This is a genomic window from Ruegeria sp. ABV4_181, from assembly GCF_056158465.1.
In genome coordinates, this window is sequence record NZ_JBSWTI010000006.1 from 463,736 (window position 1) to 488,016 (window position 24,281).

Sequence of the window (24,281 nt, forward strand, 5' to 3'; positions counted from 1 at the left end):
GGAGAAACAATTATGGCTGAACGGAAAAACCTTTCCAGACGTTCTGTTCTGAAAGGCGCAGGTGCGGCAGCTTTGGCTGCGCCACTATACAGCAAATCTGCACTGGCATCCTCGGGTGAGATCAACATTCTGATGTGGTCGGATTATTTGCCGCCCACCTTCTTGCAGGAATTCGAAACGCTCACCGGCATCAAGGTGAACTACACCGGGATCGGGTCGAACGAAGAAATCATCAACAAGATGAAGGCCACTAAAGGCCAGGGTTTCGACATTGTCTCGCCCACCAACAACCGCTCGCTCCAGTGGGAGCCGCTTGAGCTGTTGCAACCCTTCGACATGAACAAGGTTCCGATTGACCTGGTGAACCCGGCGATGGCGCAGATCGGCACCGAAGCCTGGAACTTTGGCGACAGCGGCGCGCATTGGCTGCCGCATATCTGGGGAACCGAAGGCATTGCGTATCGCACGGACCTGTGGCTGCCGGAAGGCGATGCACCGTCCTACGGCGATGTCTGGTCGGAAGAGAATGCCGGCAAGACCATGGGCCGGGCGCATTCGATGATGCTGGGTGCCGGTCTCTACATGGAACGCGCCGGCGAGATGGAGCCGGGCTCGGTCTGGGCTGCTTATGGCGACGAAGAAACCATGCGCAAGGTCTGGGGTCAGATCACCGACTGGTGCATCGCGCGCAAGAACCGGATCAAGCTGATCTGGAACGACGCCGATACCCAGAAGAACGGCCTGCTGAACGAAGGCGTCGTTGTCGGTCAAACCTGGGACGGTCCGCCGCTGGCGCTGAAATCGGCCGGCGAGCCGGTGCACTATCAGGCTCCGGTCGAAGGCGCGATGGCCTGGGTCGACGGCATGGCCATGCCGACAGGTGCCACCAATATCGATCAGGTCTACGCCTTCATCGACTTTGCCTATCAGGCCAAGCCGGCCGGCGTCGCGATTGACAGCCACGGCTACAACTCGCCTGTTCTGGGCGCCGATCAGTATTCCGGCGACACCTACAAGAAGAACTTTGCCGAAGCCTATCCGGGCGACTCGCTGGCCAACCTCAACCCGTGGCCGGCCGAGGCACCGTGGTATGCGGAAACCCGGACCGAGTTCGTCAACAAGTTCAAAAGCGCCTGATCGCTTTGAATTTGTGCCCCCCGCCGGCAAGCGGGGGGCCGTTTGCCCGTGCGCCCATCCGGCGTGACGGACCCTATTTCGGTGCGGTCTGGAATCGCACCAGACGGAGATACCTAAAATGAGTGCAGGGGTCGGTGTAGATCTGGAAAACCTGTGGATCCGGTTCGGTGATTTTGTCGCCGTGCGTGATGCGAATGTTAACATCAACGGGGGCGACTTCTTTTCGTTCCTCGGCCCCTCGGGCTGTGGCAAGACGACGATCCTGCGCGCTGTATCGGGGTTTCTGGACCCATCCGAGGGCAAAGTCCTGATCGGCGGCAATGACATGCGCGGTATCGGTCCGAACAAACGCCCGACCGCGCTGATCTTTCAGAACCTCGCGTTGTTCCCGCTGATGAAAGTGTGGGAAAACATTACATTCTCGATGGAGATCAAGGGCGCCAGCAGTGCCGAGCGCCGCAAGCGGGCGGATGAACTTCTGGACATGATCGCGCTGCCGGGGCAGGGCGACAAGCTGCCCAGCGAATTGTCCGGTGGTCAGCGTCAGCGGGTTGCCATCGCCCGCGCCCTGTGCGCGGAACCCGATGTGTTGCTGCTGGACGAACCATTGTCGGCGCTGGACCTGAAACTGCGCCAGCATATGCGGACCGAACTGCGCGAAATACAGCAACGTGTTGGCATTACCTTCATCTACATCACCCACGACCAGGGTGAGGCGCTGACCATGTCCGACAGCATCGCCGTGATGCGGGCCGGGGTGATTGACCAGATCGCAGATGGCAAGACCATCTATAATGATCCGAATACGGCTTTTGCGGCCTCGTTCGTGGGTGAAAACAACGTGTTCCGCGGCAAGATCAAGCAGGTCATGGGGTCCGAGGCGCTGATCTCCACAAACCGCTCGGGCGATCTGGTGGCGCGGGTCTCGACCGCCAATCAGGGCACGCTGAAGGAAGGGGATGACGCCATGATGTTCATCCGTCCCGAAGCCTTTGCCGTTGCACCGGATGGCGCCACCGGCGACCATTTTGTCACCGCACGCGTGAACCACGAGGAATTCGAGGGCAACGTCTTCAACATCTTCACCGAAGGTGAGGGCGGCAAGGAAATCAAGGTATCGATCCCGAACCATGGTCAGTCGTTCAAGGACCACACCGGGCAGAACATCACGCTGGAATACGAACCCCACAACGCGGTTCTGGTTCCAGCGGGTGAACTGGCCGCGGAATAAGAGGGTCTGACTCATGCCCGGATTTTTGAAAGACTTCTTCACCCGCAACGGCACCGGCATGGGGCTGGCGATCCTGGGTCTGGTCCTGTTCTGGACCATCGGCCTGATCATCCTGCCGCAGCTGTCGATGCTGGACTTTTCCTTCCGCCCGAACCTGCCGCCACCGGAAATTGGCGGGCCCAAGGACGTCTATACGCTGGAGAACTATAAATACCTGATCTACGGGCCCGAAGGCGGCAGCCAGGATTATAACGTTGTCGATCTGCGGGTGTTCTTCCGCACGCTGCTCGCGGCGGTCTGCGTGACGATCTTCAACCTGATCCTCTGCTATCCGATTGCCTATTATCTGGGTCAGTCCAAGGGCAGCCATATTCGCATCTTTGCGATCATGCTGATTATCCCTTATTGGATCAACGAGATCCTGCGCGCCTTTGCCCTGCGGATCATCTTTGGCGAAACCGGGGTTCTGAACACCCTGTTCATGGGTCTGGGCATCTGGGATACGCCCTTTGATTTTATCCGCAACGACATCGCGCTCTATGCGGGTCTGGGATATGCCTATATCCTGCTGATGATCTTCCCGATGTACAACGTGATCGAAAGTCTGGACAAAAACCAGATCGAGGCTGCGCGGGATCTCGGCGCGCCCTGGTGGCGGATTCACTGGCGGGTGGTCATTCCTTATGCCAAGCCGGGCATCAGCTCGGGCTGCACCATGGTGTTCATGCTGAGCGCCGGCGCACTGGCCGCACCGCAGATTCTGGGCGGACCGTCGTCGCTGTGGTTCACGCAGCTGATCTATCAGCAGTTCAATGACAATAACGACTGGCCGCAGGGGGCCGCCTACGCCATCGTGCTGCTGGTGACCTGTATCCTGTTCGTTCTGGCGGTGATGCGCCTGTTCAAGGTGAACATGGGGGATATCGGGAAATGAACAATTCCTTCCTTCGTGTAAGCATCTGGGTCTATCTGGTCATCTTCTTCCTGTACCTGCTGGGCCCGCTGGTGATCATGTCGGTCACCGCGTTCAACTCGTCGGCCTTCCCGCGGATGACGCCCTGGGAATGCCTGACCTTCCAGTGGTTCGGAGAGCTGTTTCAGGATCAGCGCATTCTGAACGGCATCAAGAACTCGCTGATCATCGGGGCCGGGACGGTGGTCCTGTCGGTGGCGATGGGTCTGGCCGGCGCGCTGATGCTGACGCAGATCTGGCCCAAGCTGCGGGCGACCTACTACACCATCATCATCGCGCCGATCCTGATTCCGGGCGTGGTTCTTGGTATCTCGACCCTGGTTTTCTGGGATCGGATCAACCGGATGTTGGGGCTGGGCGCGGACAGCGTGCTGTCGAACGGGATCTTCCTGACGGTGATCGGCCAGTCCACCTTTATCGCCAGCTATTGCATGCTGGTGCTGGTGGCCCGGCTACAGCGCTATGATGTCGCGTTGACCGAGGCCGCACTGGATCTGGGTGCCAGCCATGCGCAGGCGTTCCGCAAAATCCTGCTGCCGTTCATGCGACCGGCAATTGCAAGCGCCGCGGTGCTGGCGTTCCTCGCCTCGTTCGAGAACTACAACACCACCACCTTCACCTTTGGCGAATACCCGACGCTGACCATCGAACTGGCGCAGAAGGTGCGCTATGGCATCACGCCGTCGATCTCGGCGCTGGCATTCATCATCGTGGCACTGACGGTGTTCTTCGCCCTGATGAACGAAGCCAAGCTCAGGCGCCAGGAACTGGTGGCCGCGGCGCGTAAGAATGCCACGGTCGAGGAGCTGGCAGGCAAGATCAGGCTGCCCAGCTTCTTTGCCGGAAACACGGCGGCGGTTCTGCTGGTTGTGTTCGCGGTTGCGACGATCACCGTTGTCGGCACCGCGACCGCCTACAATCCGGGTCAGTGCATCGCCAACGTGAAAGAGCAGAAACGGCTTGAGGCGGAACAGCGCATTCAGGAGCTGCGCCAGCAGCGCGAGGAACGTCGCCAGCAGCGCTTTGAAGGCGTGTTCGACCCCGACGAACTGCAACCCGGTTCCGAGGACGAAGGATCTCAGTCCGGGACTGGTTCGAACAACTCGGGCTTTGGCAACGTGTTTGCACCGAATTCGCTTGGCGGAGAGTCCGACGGAGAAAGCTCCGACACAGAAGAAACACCGCCCTCGAACAATGGTGGCTTCGGCGGGGCATTTGATCCCAACAGTCTGCAAAGCGACTGACGCCACCTGGCACACGCACCGGATGCGCCCGAAAAGGTTATACCTTTTCGGGCGCATCCTTTTTCAGGACCGAGACATCACACGCGCCAATTTCGTGGCCGTTCCAAGAAATCGGTGCGCCGTTGTAGTTGATCAGGAATTCATGGTCCGCAGTTTCTCTGCGCCGCAGCCCCACTGGCATTGGATGCAGGTCCAGACCAGCATTCTGTGCAGCCAGTTCCATGACCCGATCCCACAACGCCTCATCGGGAAAACCGGCCAGATACCAAAGACCTTTATCGCCCTTCAGCGCCGGTGTTCCGTCGTCAAAGGTCAGCAGGTCCGGAGCTGTGCCGGACAGCCGGTCGATCCAATGCTGTGCGGCACCCCCGCCGATCACCCTGCGATTTACCGTGGGGGGCAGGGTTTCCACCAGATCGACCTCGCAATCCAGCCCGGTCAGGCCGGGTCGTCCGGTTTCCGGTATCTGAAAATCACGCGTGATTGCACCACTGCGGGGCCCGAGAATGACCAGATCGCTACTGTCGGTCACCTGGCGCTCAAGACCTTGGGTCATCGTGGCCAGGCCGGGTGCCAGGATCATCTTGTAGTGACCCTTGGGGCCGTCCTCCGCCGAAACAAAATCCACCGACAACCCCGCCCGGCGCAGAGCCTGATAGGCGGCAAACACCAGACCGAAATAGTCGAAACCCGCGCCCTGTGGCTGGGTTGTCCAGGCCCAGTCCGAAGCGTAATCGAACAAAATGGCGACATCCGCCTGCATTTGTGTGACCGCGCCCAGTTTCGTCAGCGTGTCCGCGGTCTGCCGCGCTTCGGTCAGTGCCGGGGCAGGGCGGTTGTTCGGGGTCAGCAGGCCAGCGTGCATCTGTTCCTGCGCGAACGGGGCTTGCCGCCAGCGGAAGTAACTGACGACTTCGGCCCCGTGGGCGACGGCCTCAAGCGACCACAGCCGGACCATGCCGGGCAAGGGTGCCGGGTTATAGGGTGCCCAGTTCACAGGGCCGGGCTGTTGTTCCATCACCCACCACCGCCCGCGCCCGACGGCGCGGTACAGGTCATGGTGAAAGGCCTGCATGTCCGGATCGCCCTGTTGCAGAAAGGCCGTCTTATGTTCCGGATCAGCCTCCAGCCGGTCGGACAGAAAGCCGATCGGATAGCTGTCCCATGTCGCGATATCCAGATCCGCGCCGACTTTGAAATGGTCGAAATCCAGCACGCGCCCCATGTAATTGTGCAGCAGAGGCGCATCGGTCAGGGGTCGCAAAACATCGACCTGTGCCTTGTTGAGCGCCACCACCTGATCCGAGCTGAAGCTGCGGAAGGCCAGAACATGCGCCGGGTTGGCCTCGGTCACGGTCAGGTTGGGCAGGTCAATCTGGCCGAAATCGTCATATTCCATCGACCAGAAGATATTGCCCCAGGCCGCGTTCAGCGCTTTGATTGTCCCATATTGCTGTTTCAGCCAGACGCGAAATGCACGCAGGGCCGATGCGCTGTAACTGACAGTAGTGTCGTGACATCCATATTCATTGTCGACCTGCCACGCCGCGACCTGTGGGTGGCGCCCGTAGCGTTCGCCCATGATCCGGGCAATACGCGCGCTTTCCTCGACATAACCCTGATGGCTAAAGCAATAATGCCTGCGCGACCCGAATTTGCGCGGCTGCCCCTGCGCATCCACTGCCAGCATATCCGGGTGTTTATCCAGCATCCAGCGCGGCGGGGTCGCGGTGGGCGTCCCGAGAATGATCTTCAGGCCGGCATCCGCCAGTGTTTCGATAGCACGGTCCAGCCAGCCGAATTGCAGCTCTCCCGGTTTGGGTTCCATCCGGCTCCAAGCGAACTCACCGATCCGGACCCAGGTCAGACCGGTCTTGACCATATCGGCCGCGTCCTGTGCCCACATCTCTTCGGGCCAGTGTTCCGGGTAGTAGCAGACGCCTAGTTCGGGCTTCATAGAATGACTCTGTGTTCCGCCTGACCCTTGCCTGCGCCGATGGCGGCAAAGGTCATGCCATTGGTAGGTTGGGTTTCAAGTGTTTCCGCACTCAGACCTTCACGGGCCGTGGTGCAGAACAACGTTGTAAGATCGCTGCCGCCGAAGGCGGGGCAGGACGTATGCGCGGCCTGAAAACTCTGCGCCCTGAGAAACTGCCCGGCGGGGTCATAGGCCGCAACGCGGCTGGCGCCCCATTGCGCAATCCAGATATTGCCTTCGGCGTCGATGACGGCGCCGTCGGGGTTCAGGCCGTCCACCCGGAAGTCCAGAAAAACCGTGCTTTCACCCTCGGGCCAGCCGGTGTTGGCGTCCAGCGACCAGCGCATGACTTGTTTTGTCGCCGTGTCCGCGTAATAGGCACAGGCCCGGTCCGGCGCAAAACAGATGGCGTTCGAGATCGTGATATCTGGCACCAGTCGCCGGACCTCACCCCGCCAAAACCGATAGATCGACCCTGCGCCCGGTTCGGCATTCTTTCCCATCGTTCCGATCCAGAAGCCACCCCACGGATCCGCACGCCCGTCATTGGAACGTGTGACGGGGTTGTCGGCTTCAAGCGGGGCGATCAGTTCCTTCTTTTCGGTGTCCGGTTCGAACCGCCAAAGACCTGTTTCCGAGGCGATCAGCAGCGTTTCCCGGTCCACCCAGCCCGCGGCAGAGACATGTTCCGGGAATTGCCAGCCAAGCCGCATGTCGTCTTGCCGGGACATTAACCGATTGCCCATGATGTCGAACCAGAACAGCTGTTGCCGTTCCGGGTGCCACAACGGCCCCTCGCCCAGTTCGCACGGGCGATCGTCGAAGACGGTGCTCATCCGGCAGCCTCGTCATAGGCCGCGACGATCTGCCGGGCGCGGTCCGCGATTTCCTGGACGGTCAGGCCGGGCTTGAACAGCGACGATCCGATCCCGAACCCATCAGCGCCAGCGGCGATCCAGTCGCCGAAATTCTCGGGACCAGCACCGCCCACCGCATAGACCAGCGTTCCTTTGGGCAGGATCGGGCGCATTGCCGCCAGCCCGGCAGGGCCGGCCATCACGCCGGGAAACAGCTTTAGTCCCGTGGCCCCGGCGTCAAGCGCGCCGAAAGCCTCGGTCGGGGTGTAGACGCCCGGCCAGCTTTGCTGATCCAGAGCAACCGAACGGCGGATCACGTCACCGTTGAAATTTGGCGAAACGATCAGCTTGCCGCCGACACCGGCAACGGCATCGACCTCGTCAACTGTCAGAACGGTTCCTGCGCCAATCAGCGCCTGTGCGCCGAAACGATCAGCCAGAATGCCGATGCTTTCCAACGGGTCGGGTGAGTTCAGCGGAACTTCAATGCGGTCGATACCGGCATCGATCACGGCATGACCAACGTCGGCGGCCTCGGTCGGCTGCAGGCCGCGCAGGATGGCGATGATGGGACGGCTCATGCGGTTTGCCTCGTCAGTTTGCGGGCCTGCAACAGGCCTGCCAGTGTGGATTGCGTGCCGTTGACGGTTTCGACAAAGGCACCCTGTTGTCGCAGCGCAGCGGCATACACCTCGGAAATGCCTTCGGCGCCGACGATTGCCAGTTGCTGACCCAGCCAATAGGGGCGGGTTGCGGCCAATTCCGCGCCGATCAGGTACCCCGAAAGGCGGGCCCGGGCAACGCCGCTGTCCTGTTCATGCAGCAGATCGGCGGCGCGCAGCCCAAACAGCCTTGCGGCCATCTGTTCGGGCTTCGTCAGGGCATCCGCCACGCCCTCGGCAAAGGCGTCGTCGTTCCAGCCGTCACCGACCGAGTGTTTCAGGACCGATTGCCGGCGCAGCAGTTCGAACATCTCTCCGGTCATGAAAGTGCGGAAACTGACGACTTCGCCGGCGCTGATCTGCGACCATTTCGTGTGGGTTCCCGGCAGGCAGATCACCCCTTCCCAGTTCTGGCGGTCGGCCAGAAACCCTGCGATCTGGGTTTCTTCGCCGCGCATGACGTCGGGCGGTGAATTCTGTTTCAGGCCCGGCACCACGAAGGCCCGGATGCGGGGGTCGGTGTCGGGGACACGGATCGGGGCGACCGGTACCGGGGCCGACGGAACCGCCGAATAGGGGGCTTCGACCCAGCCTTGCCGCGCGCCGACCATCCCGCAGGCCAGAACGTCAAGGGGCGCATCGCCCAGCCAGCCTTCGATCAGGTTCAGCAATACGTTCTGAAACTCGCCCTTGACGACGCGCGCCATCCCGCGATCCGACTGGGTCTGATCCAGCACGGTGTCGCCCCGCATGGCCCAGACCCGAAGATGAGATGTTCCCCAGTCGACAGCGATCCATTCTGTGTTCATGGTTCTACCCCGTTACGACAACGCCGCCATCGACCGCCATGCACTGGCCGGTCATTGCCCGGCTGGCTTCAGATGCCAGAAACAGGGTCGGCGCGATCATGTCTTCGGGCGTCAAATGCTCCTTGAGGCACTGGCGATCCATATGCGCGGCCAGGTCTTCGGGCGTGGCCCACATGTCCAGCTGCTTCTGCGTCAGCACCCAACCCGGGGCCAGCGCGTTCACGCGGATGTTCCGCGGACCCAGTTCCCGCGCCAGCGACCGCGTCATGCCGGTGATCCCGGCATTTGATGTCGTGTAGATCGGATAGCCGGCATTGCCCATCATGTAGCTGATGGAGCTGAAATTCACGATTGATCCACCCTTGTCCTTCATTTGCCGGGCGGCTTCCTGACAGGCGAAGTAATAGGCTTTCAGGTTGACCTCGATCATCCTGTCCCAGAAATCCGAGGTTGTTTCTTCAAGCGAATGCCGCTTGTCGTTGGCGGCGTTGTTGATCAGCACCTTGATGGGGCCGTGGGCCTCTGCGGCCTTGGTCATGGTGGCGTGCAGCAATTCGGTGTCGGTCATGTCGCCCTGCAGAAACAGCGGCGCACGCCCGTGCTTGTCCCGCATCTCTTCAACAAAGGCGCTGGCGTCCGAGCGGCCGATGAAGGCGACATTTGCGCCCTGGGCGAGGAACCCGTCCGTCAACGCCGCGCCGACACCGGACCCTCCGCCGGTAATATAGACAGAGGCTCCGTTCAAATCGTGAAATGTGGCTGTCTGTTCCATCAGTGGCTCTCTCTCGTCACCAGGCGGGTGTCGTTGCCGACAAGGAAATCAAGGTCTGCGCCGCGATCGGCCTGCAGAACGTGGTCGATATACAATTTTGCGTATCCGCGCGTGTAATGCGGCGCGTCCGGTTGCCATGCAGCGCGGCGGTTGTCCAGTTCCTGTTCGTCCACCAGCAGTTCCAATGCGCCCTTGCTGGCCGAAACACGGATGCGATCACCGGTCCGGACCAGCGCCAGCGGACCGCCGGCCTGCGCCTCGGGGCTGACATGCAGGATCACGGTGCCGAACGCGGTGCCCGACATGCGCGCATCTGAGATGCGGATCATGTCACGCACGCCTTCTTTCACCAGCTTGGCCGGGATCGGCATATTGCCGACCTCGGGCATGCCGGGGTACCCCTTGGGGCCGCAGCCTTTGAGGACCAGGATCGTCTCGGGCGTGACCGGCAGATCATCACGGTCGATATTGGCTTTCAGGTCTTCGATACTTTCAAAGACGAAAGCCTCGGACTCGGTCTCCAACAATGCGTCGGTCGCGGCCGAGGGTTTGACGATTGCCCCATTCGGCGCAAGGTTTCCACGCAGCACCCGCAGCCCTGCCGCGGGTTTGACCGGATCATCGAAAGCGTGGATGACATCGCGGTTGAAACACTCCGCGCCGTCGTAATGGGCCGAGATATCCTTGTTCAGAACCGTTTTGGCCGGGCGCAGAAAGGGTTTCAGTTCTGACAGGACAACCGGCATGCCACCGGCATAACAGAAATCCTCCATCAGATACTTGCCCGAGGGCATGCAGTTCACCAGCAGCGGAATTTCCGATCCGATCTCAAAATCCTTCAGCGTCAGATCAACCCCGACACGGCCCGCAAGCGCCAGCAGATGCACAACCGCGTTGGTCGATCCGCCCACGGCGGCATTGGCCAGAATGGCGTTCTCAAACGCCTGCTTGGTCAGGATGTCCGAAGGTTTCAGGTCTTCATCCACCATTTCAACGATCCGCTTGCCCGTCAGATGCGCCAGCGCGATGCGGCGGGCGTCGACGGCCGGCAGGGCGGCATTGGTGGGCAGGCTCATCCCCAGGGCTTCGGTCAGCGAGGCCATGGTACTGGCCGTGCCCATGGTCATGCAGACCCCGGCGCTGCGGGACATGCCGGATTCGGCATTCATGAAATCCTTCAGGGTCATCTCACCCGCGCGGACCGCTTCTGAGAATTTCCAGACGTCGGTGCCCGAGCCGATATCCTGACCGCGATACTTGCCGTTCAGCATCGGACCCGAGCTGACAACGATTGATGGCAGATCGACCGAAGCCGCACCCATCAACTGACCCGGCGTGGTTTTATCGCACCCGCCCAGCAGGACGACGCCATCGATGCCATAGGCGCGGATCGATTCCTCGACATCCATGGCAAGCAGGTTGCGGAATAACATGGCGGTGGGCTTCATCTGGGTTTCCCCCAGGCTCATCACCGGGAATTCAACCGGGAATCCGCCGGCCTCCCACACGCCGCGTTTGACGCCTTCGGCCAGATCGCGCAGGCCCGAATTGCAGGGGGTCAGTTCAGACCATGTGTTGCAGATGCCGATGATCGGACGCCCGTCGAAAGCGTGATCGGGAAAACCCTGGTTCTTCATCCACGAGCGGTGGATGAATCCGTCCTTGTCCAGCTTGCCATACCAGTGCTGTGAACGACGTTTATTGGTCATAGTTTCTGGCCTTCAATCACCCACATCGACTGCGGGAAGCTCCACGGCAGGGACAAGCCGTGGCTCATCAGATACTGGCCGCTTACGGTTATCGGTCCTTGTTTAAGCGCCGGACTGCCGCGGGACAATGTCGCGGGCGCTTCGGCCGTATTGCGCAATGCAACGCGGTATTGCGCATTTGCCTCAAGTCGGGTCAGTCGCAACGGTCGGGGTGCGATCTGTGGCGAGGTATCGACCTTGCCCGCGAATACCACAAAGCGCGAACCGTCGCTGGTTTGTTGCTGTTCGGCGACAACCGAGGGGTCTGGGCTGTCGAGCCGCAGGATGTCGGCATAATACAGCCAGTCACGGTTGTCTTTCCACCATTGCGTGACTTCCCGCAAAACGGCTTCTTCTTCCAGGTTCAGCTCACGGGGGTCCATCTCGAACCCCATGTGCCGCTGCGCGGCGACCCAGGCGCGGAAACGGATGTCCAGCACGCGGCCCGAAGTGTGGCAGATGCGCGGGCCGACATGGCTGCCGGTGACGGCCATGGGCAGGAAGATCGCGGCGTTGTGCTGAATCCGCAACCGTTCGAGCGCGTCGTTGCTGTCGCTCAGCCAGACCCGCTGGGTCCGTTTCAGGATACCGAAATCGATACGGCCGCCACCGCTGGCGCAGCTTTCGATCTCGACATGCGGAAAGTCCTGGCGCAGCCGGTCGATCAGCGCATATGAGCCGCGCGTCTGCGCCGCGTCAGGCATCGGCAGAACCCGGTTGTGATCCCACTTTATATAGTCGATGTCGTGTGCGGACAGGATCGCCGCCATACGCTCATAAAGAAACTCGCGAACCTCGGGCAGCGCCATATTCAGCGCCTTTTGCGCCCGGCCCAGGATCTGGTCCTCGCTGCCCAGTGCCCATTCCGGGTGGGCCCGGTGGATGCTGCTGTCGGGATTGATCATCTCGGGTTCGAACCAGATACCAAACGTCATCCCCAGCGCATGGACGTGCCTGATCAGCGGGTCCAGACCATCGGGATATTTCCGCGTATCAACCTCCCAGTCGCTGAGAGACGAGGTATCGTCGTCCCGCTGGCCGAACCAGCCGTCGTCCAGAACGAACCGCTCCGCCCCGAGGGATGCGGCGCGTTCCGCGATTTCCTTAAGCTCGGGCAGGTTGTGGTTGAAATAGACGGCTTCCCAGCAATTGTAGTGAACGGGGCGGGCGCGGTCGGGCTTGGGGAAGGCCACAATGCGGTCGCGCAAGTGGCGCTGGAACGCCACGGCGCAGCCATTGATGCCATCGGCGGAGAACACGGCATAAAGCGGCGCGGTTTCAAACCGCGTCGAGGCCTCTCGCTCCATCCGGGCGGCCTGACCGAACTGAATCTGGCGTCGCCCGTCGGGCAATTCCTCAGCCACCATTCTGTGCCCGCCGGACCAGCCGTAGTGGAACCCATAGGCCTGCCCCTGCGCGTTTGTCGCGCCGCGGACAGGGACGATCAGGCCGGGAAAATGCTCGTGCCCGGTGCGTCCGGTGCGGTTTTCCCGGTACCGGATTCCGGGCGACCACGGGGTGGTGTTCATCTGGAATTCGCCACACCAGCGCCCGGCAAAGTCGATCAGTTCGTCCGACAGTTGCGGGGCCGGAAACACCGGCGCGGACAGCCAGTGCAACAGAACCGGGCGATCCGCTTCGAGCGTCGCGCGGGCTTCGATGATATGCGTCTTCGGGTCGATCGAAAACCACGCCTGATAGGTCAGCCGATGCGTTTCGTCCCGAAAGGTCAGCTCCAGATGGTTGTCGCCGACTTCCTCGTGCTCATAACAGAACTTGGGCAGGATTGGCGTCCCGTCACCGTCCCGTATGATCAGGCCGGGCTGGCCCGGAAAACTGCGGGTCGCCTCGGGGCAGATCGACAGTTCGGGGTTGGCGTCCAGCATGCCGCCGGTGACGTCAAGGCCGTAAGCTGCAAGCAGGGTTTCCGTGTTTTCCTGATCGGGCAGGCGGGGCCCGAAATAGACCACCTCAGGCAAGTGCTCGCGGCGGGCCGCGAGCACTAAGGATTGTCGCTCATCATGAAGCGACCAGGTTCTTATCATTATTTTACCGCTCCGAGGGTCAGGCCCGCGATGAAGTGTTTCTGCATGAGGAAGAACATGGCCACCGGCGGCAGGGCCGCAACGATCGAGCCGGCACTCATTAAGTGATAGGCCGCCCTGTATTGCGCGTTAAAGCTGGTGATACCAGCGGTAACGGGCTGACTTTCGGCACCCTGAGTCAGAACCACGGCCCAGAAATAGTCGTTCCAGATGAAGGTGAACATCAGCACGCTGAGCGCAGCCAGAGCCGGCTTCATCAGGGGCAGCACAACGTACCAGAAAATGCGCCATTCACTGATCCCCTCGACCCGCGCAGCTTCGATCAAGGCAAACGGAAGTGCTTTGATAAAGTTGCGCATGAAGAGGGTACAGAATCCGGTCTGGAAGGCGATGTGGAAAAGGACAAGGCCCGTCTTTGTATTGTACAGCCCCAGATCCAGCGTCAAATCGCGCACCGGAACCATCAGAATCTGGAACGGCACAAAGTTACCGGCCACAAACATGAAGAAGATCCAGAGGTTCGATTTGAACTTGTAAATCCCCAGCGCAAAACCGGTCATCGTGCTGAGGGCCACAGCCCCGATCACGGTTGGAACCGTGATCAGAACCGAGTTCAGCAGATACCGGGGCATGTCACTGTTGAAAAAGACCTGCCCGTAATTGTGCATGAACTCGAACGAGGACGGGAGCCCCCAGTAATTGGCGTTCACAAAATCCGCGTCCGGTTTGACCGAGAACAGAGCAACGGCCAGCAGCGGTCCGAGCCACAGCAGCAGAGCCACCGGCAGCAACGCCTGATAAGTAACTTGAACCGACTTGGATTGCTTTTCGATAGGTGTCGGGAACATAGTTAATGCCCTCTCTCTTCACGGTACATCGACCAGAGGAAATAGGTGATGAAGCACAGCATGATCAGAAACAAGATCACGGCGATAGCTGCGCCATAGCCCATACGGAAGCCGTATTCGGACAAGGCGACCTCGAACATGTAATAGGCAAGCACACGGGAGGATCCGAATGGTCCGCCCTGAGTCATGACCGAGATCAGGTCGAACGACCGCAACGCGCCGATGATCGTGACCACAAAGGCAATGAACGTCGCGGGGCGGAGCTGCGGCAGCACGACGTGCCACAACATTCTGAAACCTTTCGCGCCGTCAAGCCGTCCGGCCTCGATCTGTTCCGGGTCCACGGCGTTCAGACCAGTGAGGTACAAAATCATGCAATATGCGGTTTGTGGCCACAGACCGGCGGCGATGATGCCGTAGGTGACAAGATGCTCGTTCCCAAGCACGTTGATTGGCCCTGCGCCGAACAGACCCAGGAATTGGTTCAGCAGCCCGAAGGTGGGGTCATAAAACCACGTGAAAACAAGGCCGACCACGACCTGGCTGATCACGAACGGGAAGAAAAACAACGACTTATAAAGCCGGATGCCAAACACGGTTTGGTTCAGCAACAACGCAATGAACAGACCCGCAGGAATTGCCAGCAGATACAGGACAAGCCAGATCAGGTTGTTTTTCAGCGAAACGTAGAAGGCGTCCCTGTCGACCCATTCCCAGTACAGGTCCTCATAGTTGCGCATTCCGACGTATTCTGCAGCACCCAAACCGTCCCATTCATAAAGTGACAGGTTAAAGGACTGGAATACCGGAATGATCACGTAGACCATGAAGAAAAGGATGCCTGGCGCAAGGAACAACCAGGGGGCAATACGTTGCTGATTTTTGTGGAACCAGCTTTCTTGTTCTGGGACGTCTAGGGCAACGGTCATGGCAAAACTCTGGTTTTAGGGGGCACGGCGGGCAGTGACCCGCCCTGCGAAACGTATGTTTCAGGCCGGAGTTCAACCCCGGCCTGAGACTGGCTTTAGTTGTCGTAGATGCGCCCGCGCGCACGCTCCAGCTTGGCCAGGATGTTATCTACGTTGTCAGGCTTGACCATGAATTCCTGGAAGCCTTCCATCGAGACCTTGGCCATTTCCGCAGGCGCGTCACGGTCCCAGAACTGAGCAACACCGCCGGGGCTGTTTGCCGACAGCATTTCAAAGCCCTGTTGCAGGAACTTGTCGTTATCCACAGAAGACTGCGCGTTGACCGGCAACTGGCCCAGGTTGGCGCCGTTGTTGATCTCGGTCTGCTGATCCGGCGACACTGCAAAGCGCAGGAACGCGCGTGCAGCTTCCTTGTTCGAAGCGTTGGCCGGAATGTGGAACGTGTCCGTCGGCGCGTCTTCGGCCAGTTCGACATCAGGGTTGATGGCAACAAACTGGTAGAAGTCCAGCTGATCATCGGTCAGACCGGCATCACGCAGGGGCGCGACGGCAAAGTTGCCCATCAGATAGGCTGTCGCGTCGCCATTGACCATGAACGGCAGCGCTTCCTGCCAGCTATAGGTCTGGTGGTTGTCGATGAACGCGCCCATGTCGATCAGCTGTTTCCAGTTGGCGAAGGTCTGCTTGACCCGATCGTCTTCCCAGCTGACTTCGCCATTGGCAAGCTGCTGGTGGAAGTCGAAACCGTTGGTGCGCATGTTCAGATAGTCGAACCAGCCGCCGGCGGTCCAAAGGAACTTGGTGCCGATGGTATAGCAGGCCCGGCCCGAATCGACGATTTTCTGGCAGTTCGCCAGTTCCTCTTCCCAGGTGGTCGGCTCGCTCAGGCCCAGTTCGTCGAAGATGTCCTTACGATAGTAGACGCCCCACTGATAGTAGGTATAGGGCACGCCCCACTGCTTGCCGTCGATCGTCATCGCGCCTTTGGTCGAGGACAGGTTGTCGGCAATCTCGGGTTCGGCCCACAGGTCGGACACGTCCTCGAACAGGCCCGCCTCGACATAGGGTTTCATCCGGTTGGCCGCGTACCACGTCGCGACGTCCGGCGTGTCGGCCGTCAGGAAGTTGCGGATCTGCGTCTTGTACGCTTCGCGGTCGATCACGGTGGTTTCAATTTCCAGCCCGGGGTGCTGCTGCGCGAACCGGTCGATCATCGCCTCCATCGTCGCACGGGGCGCCGGGTTCGATGTATCGAGGAAGATTCGCAACTCGCCGGTCAGCTCGGCCGCAGCCGGAGCGGCAAATGCAACGCTCATGGCCAGCGCGGCCGTTGTGCGCTTGAAGATGGAATGCATGGTTTCCTCCCTTAGCTTCCATTTCTGTTCCAAATAATGGAACCAAGTTTTATATATTGAAAACTACACATCAACTCGGTTAGTCTTGTCAAGACCCTCGTGCCATTGGTCGGGGGTAAGTGGAGGAGATAACGTGCCAGTGTCTGGTGACGGAACTATAGGAAAAGCATGTGATGTGCTGGATCAGGTGGCGTCCTTTGCGCGACCGGTCCGATTCGCGGAATTGCTGGACGGCAGCGACTTTCCCAAGGCGACGCTGTACCGGTTTCTGCAATCTCTGACCAATCAGGGCATGCTGTATTACGATCCGGACCGGCAGACTTACTCGCCGGGGATGCGTCTTGTGCGGCTGGCTCATGCAGCCTGGACGCAAAGCTCGCTGGCACCGATCGCGCGCCCCTTTCTTGATGCGCTCAGCCGCGAAACCGGCGAAACCGTGCATCTGGCGCAGCTCGATTCCAGCCAGGTGCTGTATATCGACAAGCGCAACGCAGCCCAGCCGATCGAGATGTTCTCGCAGGCGGGCAAGGTCGGCCCGGCCTATTGTACCGGCGTCGGCAAGGCAATGATGGCCTTTCTGGACGACAAGTCGCTGAACAAGGCCATTTCCCAGCAAAGCTATCACCGGTTCACCGACAAGACGCTGACATCGGAACAGGCGCTGCGCGCCGACCTCGATCTGGTACGTCACCGGGGGTACGCCATAGATGATGAAGAGCATGAGCCTGGCATCATCTGTATTGCCTGTCCGATCCTGACATCGGGCGGGCGCGTGCTGGGGGCGATTTCGGTCACCGGATCGACCGAGCGCATGAATCTCGACCAACTGGAAACTTGGGTTCCCCGTGTTCGCCGCGTGGCCGGACAGATCGGAACCGAAGCACAGGCCTGGCGGTTCCCCGAGAGCCGCCCAAACGCACACAATGACAGGATGCAAGCAACATGACGGGTGTCACTCTGAATCACGCAATCAAGCGATACGGTCAGACTCAGGTCATTCACGGCATTGATCTGCAGATCGAGGATGGGGAATTCTGTGTGTTTGTCGGGCCTTCGGGCTGCGGCAAGTCCACTCTGCTCAGGATGATTGCCGGGCTGGAAGAAACCTCGGAGGGTCAAATCCACATCGGGGCGCGAGAGGTGACCCATATGGACCCGGCCAAGCGCGGCGTCGCAATGGTGTTTCAGACATACGCTCTGTACCCGCATATGACGGTTGCCGAAAACATGGGCTTTGGTCTGCGTATGAACGGGGTCGCGAAGTCCGAGATTGAAGAAAAAGTGCAGGAAGCGTCGAACATCCTGAAGCTGGACCAGTACCTCAAGCGCAAGCCAAAGGCTCTGTCGGGCGGTCAGCGCCAGCGCGTGGCCATCGGACGCGCCATCGTGCGCGGGCCCGAGGTGTTCTTGTTTGACGAACCTTTGTCCAACCTCGATGCCGAACTGCGTGTCGAGATGCGGGTCGAGATCGCGCGGCTGCACAATGAGATCGGCGCGACCATGATCTACGTGACTCACGATCAGGTCGAAGCGATGACCATGGCGGACAAGATCGTCGTGCTGCGCGATGGGCGTATCGAACAGGTCGGCGCCCCGATGGACCTGTATCGCAATCCGGACAACCGGTTTGTGGCCGGATTTATCGGCTCACCTGCAATGAACTTTCTTGAATGCGATTTCGTGGATGGCCAGGTGACGCACCCGGCGCTTAGCGGCCCCCTTTCGATGACCGCAACCGTGCCTGCGGGAACGACCAGGGTGACCCTTGGCATCCGACCCGAACATATCGAGATCGACCGCGCGGCGGACACCTGTACCGTTGATCTGACCGAAGCGCTGGGGGGCGTAAGCTATTCCTATCTGCTGACCCCGAACGGCGAAAAGCTGATCGTCGAGGAACGCGACGATCAACGCAGCGCGCATGGTGACCGCATCGGTATCGTCGTTCGTCCGGAACGCGCCATGCTGTTTGATACTGAGACGGGTCAACGGTTCAGGTAATCGTAACTACCTGATCGAATAAAGGGCGCGCCGATCCCCGGATCCGGCGCGCTTTTTTGCGTCGGAATTCTTATGGATTTTGTATCCAATATCCGTTATGGCGATTCCGAGAGCCAGGGCAAACGGCTCTGACGCAATTTTCTGAAGGATAATACCGATGTCGACCAATGTTTTCACCGGCACCATGCCTGCGCTGATGACGCCCTGCACGCCGGACCGTGCACCGGATTTCGACGCGTTGGTACGCAAGGGGGAACAGATGATCAGTGCCGGCATGTCCGCGGTGGTCTATTGCGGATCGATGGGCGACTGGCCGCTGCTGACCGACGCGCAGCGGATGGAGGGCGTGGAAAGACTGATAGGCGCGGGATTGCCCGTTGTGGTCGGCACCGGTGCCATCAACACGAGATCCGCGGTGGCTCATGCGGCCCATGCGCAAAAGATGGGCGCCGTCGGGCTGATGGTCATCCCGCGGGTTCTGTCGCGGGGCAGTTCACCGGCTGCGCAGAAAAACCACTTCAAGGCAATTCTGTCCGCAGCGCCAGATGTTCCCGCGATCATCTACAACAGCCCCTACTACGGGTTCGCGACCCGGGCCGAGCTGTTCTTTGCATTGCGGGCCGAACATCCCAACCTCATCGGCTTCAAGGAATTCGGCGGCAAAGACGATCTGCGATATGCCGCTGAGAACATCACCAGCCAGGACGATCAGGTTACCCTGATGGTCGGCGTCGATACCGAAGTGTACCACGGCTTTGTCAATTGCGGAGCCACCGGATCAATCACTGGAATCGGCACGGCTTTGCCGCGCGAGGCCATGTTGCTGGCCGCGCTGTCCAAAAAGGCCGCGCAAGGCAATGCCGAGGCGCGTCAGCGGGCGCTTGAACTGACCGAGGCAATCCATGTGCTGTCCAGTTTTGACGAAGGTCCGGATCTGGTCCTGTACTATAAGCACCTTCTGGTGCTGAACGGAGAACAGGAATACCGCCTGCATTTCAATGAGACAGACGAACTGTCCGACGCGCAGCGCAACTATTGCGAACAGCAATATGACCTGTTCCGCTCGTGGTTCGCCGACTGGTCCAGACAGGGTGGAGTGATCGCTGAATGCATGTGATCGACAGCCATACCGGGGGTGAGCCCACGCGGGTCATCCTCGACGGCGCGCCCGATCTGGGTTCAGGTGGGCTGGACGAGCGTGCACACCGTCTGGCGACCGACCACAAGGCGTTCTACCGCTCGGTCATGCTGGAGCCGCGCGGGCAACCGGCCATGGTCGGGGCTCTGCTGGTCGAGCCGGCAGACCCCACCTGCGTGACCGGCGTGATCTATTTTGATGCGGATGCCGTGTTGGGCATGTGCGGGCACGGAACCATCGGCCTGACCGTCACGCTGGCCCATCTGGGGCGGATCTCTGTCGGTCGACACAAGATCGAAACGCCCGCCGGTGTTGTGACGGTCGAACTGCACGATACCAACACGGTTACGGTGACAAATGTAGAAAGCCGCCGGGTTCACCGTGGCATAACGTTGGACGTTCCGGACTATGGCCCGGTGTCCGGGGACGTGGCCTATGGCGGCAACTGGTTCTTTATCGTCGATCCCAGCCCGATCCCCGTTGATCCCGGCAATATCCGGCAGTTGACGGATATGACGATTGCGGTCCGCAGGGCGTCGATCGCGCAGGGTATTGGCGGCGAAAAAGGCGAGCCGATTGATCATGTGATCTTTCAGGGAGACTCTGACGATCCGGACGTTCACAGCCGAAACTTTGTTCTGTGTCCGGATGACACTTATGACCGCTCGCCCTGTGGCACCGGAAGTTCCGCGCGGCTGGCCTGTCTGGCCGCCGACGGAACGCTGGCCCCCGGTGAGGAAATCGTCCAACAGAGCGTCATCGGCAGCACATATCGCTTGTCCTATCAGCCGGGTTCGAACGGCGGCATCATTCCGTCGATCACCGGACAGGCTCATATCATGGCCGAATCCCGCCTGATATTTGCAGATGGTGACCCGTTCCGGAGCGGAATCGAGTTATGACCCGACAGGTTGTGGTGATCGGGGCCGGGGTGATCGGCATCACAACCGCGCTGGAACTGCAACGGCGCGAGCATTCGGTTCTGGTTCTGGATCGCGAAGGTGTCGCCGCGCAGACCTCGGCCGGAAATGCCGGGGCCTTTGCTTTCCCCGAGGTTGAACCTCTGGCAACCCCCGGAATAATGCGCAAGGCACCGAAATGGCTGCTGGACCCGTTGGGTCCGCTTTCAATTCCACCAGCCTATGCGTTGAAAATCGCCCCCTGGATGTTCCGATTCTGGCGCGCCAGCCGCCCGGCCCGTTACCGGGATCTGCTGACGGCGCAGGCCAGCCTGATGGATCTGTCCAGCGGCGCGCTGGACCGATTGATCGACCATGTTGACGGCGAACCCCTGATGCAGCGCGACGGGCAGTTGCAGCTTTATGAAGGCGAGGCCGAATTCCGCGCCAGCCTGCCCGCATGGGACCTGCGCCGCGCGCATGGGATCGCCTTCGATCTGCTGGAAAGTCGTGAGGCCATAGCAGAACGGCAACCCGGTCTGAGCCCCCGCTTTACCCATGCAGGCTTTACGCCGAACTGGTTGAATACGATCGACCCGAAGACATGGGTCGAACATCTGGCACAGGTATTTCGAACGCGCGGCGGCCGGATCGAAACGCGAGAAATCCGAGCTCTGACGCCCGGGGAAAACGGGGTCGGGATTGCCATTTCGGATGGTCTGATCGACGCATCGCGCGTTGTGGTCTGCGCCGGCGCGTGGTCACACCATCTGGCCCGCACCTTGGGCGACCACATCCCGCTTGAAACAGAACGCGGCTATAACACGACCCTGCCGGAAGGCGCCTTTGATCTGCGCATGCATCTGACATTTTCGGCCCACGGCTTTGTCGCCAGCCGGATCAATGGCGGCGTCCGCGTCGGCGGCGCGGTCGAACTGGGTGGATTACACCTGCCGCCAAATTTCAAGCGCGCCGAAACCCTGCTGAAGAAGGCCGCACAATTCATGCCGGGTCTCCGAACAGAAGGCGGCACACAATGGATGGGTTATCGACCGTCCCTGCCGGACAGTATCCCTGTGATCGGACCTTCACCCAACGCACCCGCGGTCATATACGCCTTTGGTCATGGCCATTTGGGTCTGACCCAATCCGCCGGAACGGCCGAACTGGTCGGGGCGCTGAGCGACAGCCAACCCTCCCCGGTGCCCCTGACCCCGTATTCTCCGACCCGGTTCTGAGGAGGAGCCATGCGCAGCACCAAAACCATCCACATCATCTCGGCCCACGCAGAAGGCGAAGTGGGCGATGTGATCGTTGGCGGCGTTCAGCCGCCCCCAGGTGGCACGATCTGGGATCAGCGTTCTTACGTGGCGCAGGACCAGACATTGCGCAATTTCGTGTTGAATGAGCCGCGCGGCGGTGTGTTTCGCCATATTAATCTTCTCGTCCCGCCCAAACACCCCGAGGCCGACGCAGCGTTTATCATCATGGAGCCCGAGGACACGCCGCCCATGTCCGGGTCGAACGCGATTTGTGTCTCGACCGTTCTTCTGGACAGCGGGATCATCCCGATGCAGGAACCGGAAACCCGGATGACGCTGGAGGCGCCAGGTGGCCTCGTGCGCGTGCGCGCCGACTGCCGGAACGGCAAGGCCGAGCGCATTCACGTGCAAAACCTGCCTAGTTTTGCCGATCAGATATCGGTGCCGCTTGAGGTTCCCGGGATCGGCACTCTGGCTGTCGACACAGCTTATGGCGGTGACAGTTTCGTGGTTGTCGACGCCACGGCGCTGGGGTTGAGCATCGACCGGGACGAGGCCCGCGATATCGCGCGCCTTGGGGTTACGATCACGAATGCGGCCAATGAACAACTGGGCTTTACGCACCCCGAAAACCCGGACTGGAACCACATCTCTTTCTGCGCTTTTTGCGGACCTCTCCAGAATACCGGGGCCGGCCTGACAGGCAAATCCGCCGTCGCCATCCAGCCGGGCAAGGTTGATCGGTCGCCAACCGGAACGGCGGTTTCCGCGCGCATGGCGTTGATGGCTGCGAAGGGGCAGATGAATGTCGGGCAGACCTTCGAGGCGGTATCGATCATCGGGTCCCGTTTCACTGGTCGGATCGTTGAGAAAATCCATGTCGGAGGCCGGGCCGCAATCATCCCCGAGATCAGCGGTCGCGGCTGGATCACCGGCACGCACCAGCACATGCTGGACCCGGATGATCCCTGGCCGGAAGGTTACAGGCTAAGCGACACCTGGGGTGTGTGAACCCTTACCGCGAATCTCATGTAGTATATTTGCCTCACTATCAGATTGTTGCGGGTGCGGGTCCCTTGTGTGCAGACCGCGCGACACCACCTTAAGATGAGTACCCCAAATCTGAAGGAGCCTTGATGCATATACGCCTTGCCGCCCTGTTTGTTGTAATTGCAGCGCTGCTGCTGTCGTTCAATTCCCCGTCGAAATCCGCGACGAATTTCACCGAACTGGCCGAGGCATGTTTGGGCAACAAGGGAGGTGCCACCACAGTCATTGCTGCATGCACGACGTTGTTGGAGGCTGAAGAGATCAGCACTGAGCAACGAAACGGGCTTCTGAGGGCGCGGGCCTGGGCCAACTATTGCGGCAAAAGGTATGACGAGGCGATCTCAGACTATACCAGTGCGTTGGAATTGCATCCGAACGACCCAAACTCGATATTGAGGCGCGCGTTCGCTCAGGACGCAATCGGGAATACTGAGGCCGCGGAAGCTGATTATGCGAAGGTCCTGCTGATCGACCCTGACAGTACCTATGCGTTGTATAACAAGGCCAGATTTGACAAGCGCCAGGAAAACTTTCGTGCTGCCATTTTAGGTTTGGAGAAAATCTTGGAGGTCGATCCAAGCCACGAAGGAGCAGGCGGAGAACTGTCGTATGTTTACTATGACAGGGATGGAATTGAAGGGGCCAAACGGTTTCTGGCGCAAGCCAAACAGCGCTGGCCCGATGAAACCTGGGTGTACGCCTCTCAATTTAGCCTAGATCTACAAGTCACCGGCGATCACGAAAGTGCTTTAGAGGCTGTGTCAGAAATGGCACGGCTGGAACCCGGACCGTTCTACGAGTCGTGGTTCCCGGCCATGATCCATCTAAAGATCGGCGACGAGGAAAAGGGAATTGAATACGTTGAGGAGCAGGCGGCTCGCATAGTTGCGGAAGATGATTCAAACGAAATATTCTTCAGAAGGTGGTTCTACAACGCCATCGAATGGTACTTATGGAGTAGTAACGAAGAGTTGGTGCATCGTGGTGAATACTACGCGATTCTGGGTCGACCAGATTTGGCAACGAAAGAGTTTAAGTTATTCCTGCAAGGAACCGGGCGGGCAGGTCGAAAAGCACTCTTGGACATTTTTTGCAAAGCAGGCGTGTCTGTTCCCCGGCAAGCTTACATTGGATCAATCGATCATCTCGACAAGGCGGTTTCAGAATACGTAACGCTCGTTGGCAAAGAATTGAACCACCATTTGTATGAACCTCCTAAGTCAACCACTGAGAAATGATATGGGCATGCCAATTTGGGGATTATCCTTCTAGCTTCACTCAAACTCCAAAATTTCCGCCAACCCGTGGCAATTTGCGCCCCCTTTAGACGATTGATCCCGGGC

At 59.9% G+C, this 24,281-nt stretch carries 21 protein-coding genes; 11 read left to right on the plus strand and 10 right to left on the minus strand.

The window, feature by feature from the left end:
• The first annotated feature begins 12 nt into the window (after nt 1-12).
• From ACXAC3_RS21590 to ACXAC3_RS21605, 4 genes are all read left to right on the plus strand, one after another.
• A complete protein-coding gene (locus tag ACXAC3_RS21590; protein ID WP_475164748.1) occupies nt 13-1,137 on the plus strand; it encodes an extracellular solute-binding protein in 1,125 nt (374 codons plus the stop codon).
• A 118-nt stretch (nt 1,138-1,255) separates the two neighbouring features.
• Nucleotides 1,256-2,368: an ABC transporter ATP-binding protein gene (locus tag ACXAC3_RS21595; RefSeq protein ID WP_475164750.1), complete on the plus strand. Its 1,113-nt coding sequence runs from the start codon at nt 1,256-1,258 to the stop codon at nt 2,366-2,368.
• A gap of 13 nt (nt 2,369-2,381) precedes the next feature.
• Nucleotides 2,382-3,302 carry an ABC transporter permease gene (locus ACXAC3_RS21600; RefSeq protein ID WP_475164752.1) on the plus strand — a complete coding sequence of 307 codons (921 nt, stop codon included), beginning with the start codon at nt 2,382-2,384 and terminating at the stop codon, nt 3,300-3,302.
• Nucleotides 3,299-4,585: an ABC transporter permease gene (locus ACXAC3_RS21605; RefSeq protein ID WP_475164753.1), complete on the plus strand. Its 1,287-nt coding sequence runs from the start codon at nt 3,299-3,301 to the stop codon at nt 4,583-4,585. Before ACXAC3_RS21600 ends, ACXAC3_RS21605 begins: the two co-directional genes overlap by 4 nt.
• A gap of 37 nt (nt 4,586-4,622) precedes the next feature.
• On the opposite strand, the gene ACXAC3_RS21610 is transcribed toward ACXAC3_RS21605, so the two are convergent.
• From ACXAC3_RS21610 to ACXAC3_RS21655, 10 genes are all read right to left on the minus strand, one after another.
• The gene (locus ACXAC3_RS21610; protein ID WP_475164755.1) at nt 4,623-6,542 is read right to left on the minus strand and encodes a beta-galactosidase; all 1,920 of its coding nucleotides are present in this window, start codon (nt 6,540-6,542) and stop codon (nt 4,623-4,625) included.
• Complete coding sequence (locus ACXAC3_RS21615) at nt 6,539-7,399, minus strand: SMP-30/gluconolactonase/LRE family protein (RefSeq protein WP_475164756.1); 861 nt, start codon at nt 7,397-7,399, stop codon at nt 6,539-6,541. The genes ACXAC3_RS21610 and ACXAC3_RS21615 overlap by 4 nt, the downstream gene beginning before the upstream one ends.
• Nucleotides 7,396-8,001 carry a 2-dehydro-3-deoxy-6-phosphogalactonate aldolase gene (locus ACXAC3_RS21620; RefSeq protein ID WP_475164757.1) on the minus strand — a complete coding sequence of 202 codons (606 nt, stop codon included), beginning with the start codon at nt 7,999-8,001 and terminating at the stop codon, nt 7,396-7,398. The genes ACXAC3_RS21615 and ACXAC3_RS21620 overlap by 4 nt, the downstream gene beginning before the upstream one ends.
• The gene (locus tag ACXAC3_RS21625; protein ID WP_475164758.1) at nt 7,998-8,891 is read right to left on the minus strand and encodes a 2-dehydro-3-deoxygalactonokinase; all 894 of its coding nucleotides are present in this window, start codon (nt 8,889-8,891) and stop codon (nt 7,998-8,000) included. Before ACXAC3_RS21625 ends, ACXAC3_RS21620 begins: the two co-directional genes overlap by 4 nt.
• A 4-nt stretch (nt 8,892-8,895) precedes the next feature.
• Nucleotides 8,896-9,663, minus strand: a complete 768-nt coding sequence (locus ACXAC3_RS21630) for an SDR family NAD(P)-dependent oxidoreductase (protein WP_475164760.1) — start codon at nt 9,661-9,663, stop codon at nt 8,896-8,898.
• Nucleotides 9,663-11,372 carry an IlvD/Edd family dehydratase gene (locus ACXAC3_RS21635; protein WP_475164761.1) on the minus strand — a complete coding sequence of 570 codons (1,710 nt, stop codon included), beginning with the start codon at nt 11,370-11,372 and terminating at the stop codon, nt 9,663-9,665. Before ACXAC3_RS21635 ends, ACXAC3_RS21630 begins: the two co-directional genes overlap by 1 nt.
• On the minus strand, nt 11,369-13,456 hold the full coding sequence (locus ACXAC3_RS21640) for an alpha-galactosidase (protein ID WP_475164763.1): 2,088 nt from the start codon (nt 13,454-13,456) through the stop codon (nt 11,369-11,371). Before ACXAC3_RS21640 ends, ACXAC3_RS21635 begins: the two co-directional genes overlap by 4 nt.
• The gene (locus ACXAC3_RS21645) at nt 13,456-14,304 is read right to left on the minus strand and encodes a carbohydrate ABC transporter permease (RefSeq protein WP_475164765.1); all 849 of its coding nucleotides are present in this window, start codon (nt 14,302-14,304) and stop codon (nt 13,456-13,458) included. The genes ACXAC3_RS21640 and ACXAC3_RS21645 overlap by 1 nt, the downstream gene beginning before the upstream one ends.
• Nucleotides 14,305-14,306: 2 nt before the next feature.
• On the minus strand, nt 14,307-15,233 hold the full coding sequence (locus ACXAC3_RS21650; protein WP_475164767.1) for a carbohydrate ABC transporter permease: 927 nt from the start codon (nt 15,231-15,233) through the stop codon (nt 14,307-14,309).
• Between the two features lie 95 nt (nt 15,234-15,328).
• A complete protein-coding gene (locus ACXAC3_RS21655) occupies nt 15,329-16,588 on the minus strand; it encodes an ABC transporter substrate-binding protein (protein WP_475164769.1) in 1,260 nt (419 codons plus the stop codon).
• Between the two features lie 139 nt (nt 16,589-16,727).
• Between ACXAC3_RS21655 and ACXAC3_RS21660 the strand changes: the two genes are divergently transcribed.
• The 7 genes from ACXAC3_RS21660 (at nt 16,728) to ACXAC3_RS21690 (ending at nt 24,176) form a co-directional block, all read left to right on the plus strand.
• On the plus strand, nt 16,728-17,534 hold the full coding sequence (locus ACXAC3_RS21660; protein WP_475164813.1) for an IclR family transcriptional regulator: 807 nt from the start codon (nt 16,728-16,730) through the stop codon (nt 17,532-17,534).
• Complete coding sequence (locus tag ACXAC3_RS21665) at nt 17,531-18,589, plus strand: ABC transporter ATP-binding protein (RefSeq protein ID WP_475164771.1); 1,059 nt, start codon at nt 17,531-17,533, stop codon at nt 18,587-18,589. The genes ACXAC3_RS21660 and ACXAC3_RS21665 overlap by 4 nt, the downstream gene beginning before the upstream one ends.
• Before the next feature lie 157 nt (nt 18,590-18,746).
• Nucleotides 18,747-19,706: a dihydrodipicolinate synthase family protein gene (locus ACXAC3_RS21670; protein ID WP_475164772.1), complete on the plus strand. Its 960-nt coding sequence runs from the start codon at nt 18,747-18,749 to the stop codon at nt 19,704-19,706.
• Entirely contained in the window at nt 19,697-20,629 is a 933-nt protein-coding gene (locus ACXAC3_RS21675; protein ID WP_475164775.1) for a 4-hydroxyproline epimerase, read from the plus strand. Before ACXAC3_RS21670 ends, ACXAC3_RS21675 begins: the two co-directional genes overlap by 10 nt.
• The gene (locus ACXAC3_RS21680; protein WP_475164776.1) at nt 20,626-21,864 is read left to right on the plus strand and encodes an NAD(P)/FAD-dependent oxidoreductase; all 1,239 of its coding nucleotides are present in this window, start codon (nt 20,626-20,628) and stop codon (nt 21,862-21,864) included. The genes ACXAC3_RS21675 and ACXAC3_RS21680 overlap by 4 nt, the downstream gene beginning before the upstream one ends.
• A gap of 9 nt (nt 21,865-21,873) precedes the next feature.
• Nucleotides 21,874-22,899, plus strand: coding sequence for a trans-3-hydroxy-L-proline dehydratase (locus ACXAC3_RS21685; protein WP_475164779.1), 1,026 nt, complete (start codon nt 21,874-21,876; stop codon nt 22,897-22,899).
• 125 nt (nt 22,900-23,024) lie between these two features.
• Complete coding sequence (locus ACXAC3_RS21690; RefSeq protein WP_475164781.1) at nt 23,025-24,176, plus strand: tetratricopeptide repeat protein; 1,152 nt, start codon at nt 23,025-23,027, stop codon at nt 24,174-24,176.
• Nucleotides 24,177-24,281: the final 105 nt, after the last annotated feature.

Bases quoted from the DNA above. Each gene is read 5' to 3' on its own strand.
- ACXAC3_RS21590 (WP_475164748.1), top strand. From the start codon at position 13: ATGGCTGAACGGAAAAACCTTTCCAGACGTTCTGTTCTGAAAGGCGCA.
- ACXAC3_RS21595 (WP_475164750.1), top strand. From the start codon at position 1,256: ATGAGTGCAGGGGTCGGTGTAGATCTGGAAAACCTGTGGATCCGGTTC.
- ACXAC3_RS21600 (WP_475164752.1), top strand. From the start codon at position 2,382: ATGCCCGGATTTTTGAAAGACTTCTTCACCCGCAACGGCACCGGCATG.
- ACXAC3_RS21605 (WP_475164753.1), top strand. From the start codon at position 3,299: ATGAACAATTCCTTCCTTCGTGTAAGCATCTGGGTCTATCTGGTCATC.
- ACXAC3_RS21610 (WP_475164755.1), bottom strand. From the start codon at position 6,542: ATGAAGCCCGAACTAGGCGTCTGCTACTACCCGGAACACTGGCCCGAA.
- ACXAC3_RS21615 (WP_475164756.1), bottom strand. From the start codon at position 7,399: ATGAGCACCGTCTTCGACGATCGCCCGTGCGAACTGGGCGAGGGGCCG.
- ACXAC3_RS21620 (WP_475164757.1), bottom strand. From the start codon at position 8,001: ATGAGCCGTCCCATCATCGCCATCCTGCGCGGCCTGCAGCCGACCGAG.
- ACXAC3_RS21625 (WP_475164758.1), bottom strand. From the start codon at position 8,891: ATGAACACAGAATGGATCGCTGTCGACTGGGGAACATCTCATCTTCGG.
- ACXAC3_RS21630 (WP_475164760.1), bottom strand. From the start codon at position 9,663: ATGGAACAGACAGCCACATTTCACGATTTGAACGGAGCCTCTGTCTAT.
- ACXAC3_RS21635 (WP_475164761.1), bottom strand. From the start codon at position 11,372: ATGACCAATAAACGTCGTTCACAGCACTGGTATGGCAAGCTGGACAAG.
- ACXAC3_RS21640 (WP_475164763.1), bottom strand. From the start codon at position 13,456: ATGATAAGAACCTGGTCGCTTCATGATGAGCGACAATCCTTAGTGCTC.
- ACXAC3_RS21645 (WP_475164765.1), bottom strand. From the start codon at position 14,304: ATGTTCCCGACACCTATCGAAAAGCAATCCAAGTCGGTTCAAGTTACT.
- ACXAC3_RS21650 (WP_475164767.1), bottom strand. From the start codon at position 15,233: ATGACCGTTGCCCTAGACGTCCCAGAACAAGAAAGCTGGTTCCACAAA.
- ACXAC3_RS21655 (WP_475164769.1), bottom strand. From the start codon at position 16,588: ATGCATTCCATCTTCAAGCGCACAACGGCCGCGCTGGCCATGAGCGTT.
- ACXAC3_RS21665 (WP_475164771.1), top strand. From the start codon at position 17,531: ATGACGGGTGTCACTCTGAATCACGCAATCAAGCGATACGGTCAGACT.
- ACXAC3_RS21670 (WP_475164772.1), top strand. From the start codon at position 18,747: ATGTCGACCAATGTTTTCACCGGCACCATGCCTGCGCTGATGACGCCC.
- ACXAC3_RS21675 (WP_475164775.1), top strand. From the start codon at position 19,697: ATGCATGTGATCGACAGCCATACCGGGGGTGAGCCCACGCGGGTCATC.
- ACXAC3_RS21680 (WP_475164776.1), top strand. From the start codon at position 20,626: ATGACCCGACAGGTTGTGGTGATCGGGGCCGGGGTGATCGGCATCACA.
- ACXAC3_RS21685 (WP_475164779.1), top strand. From the start codon at position 21,874: ATGCGCAGCACCAAAACCATCCACATCATCTCGGCCCACGCAGAAGGC.
- ACXAC3_RS21690 (WP_475164781.1), top strand. From the start codon at position 23,025: ATGCATATACGCCTTGCCGCCCTGTTTGTTGTAATTGCAGCGCTGCTG.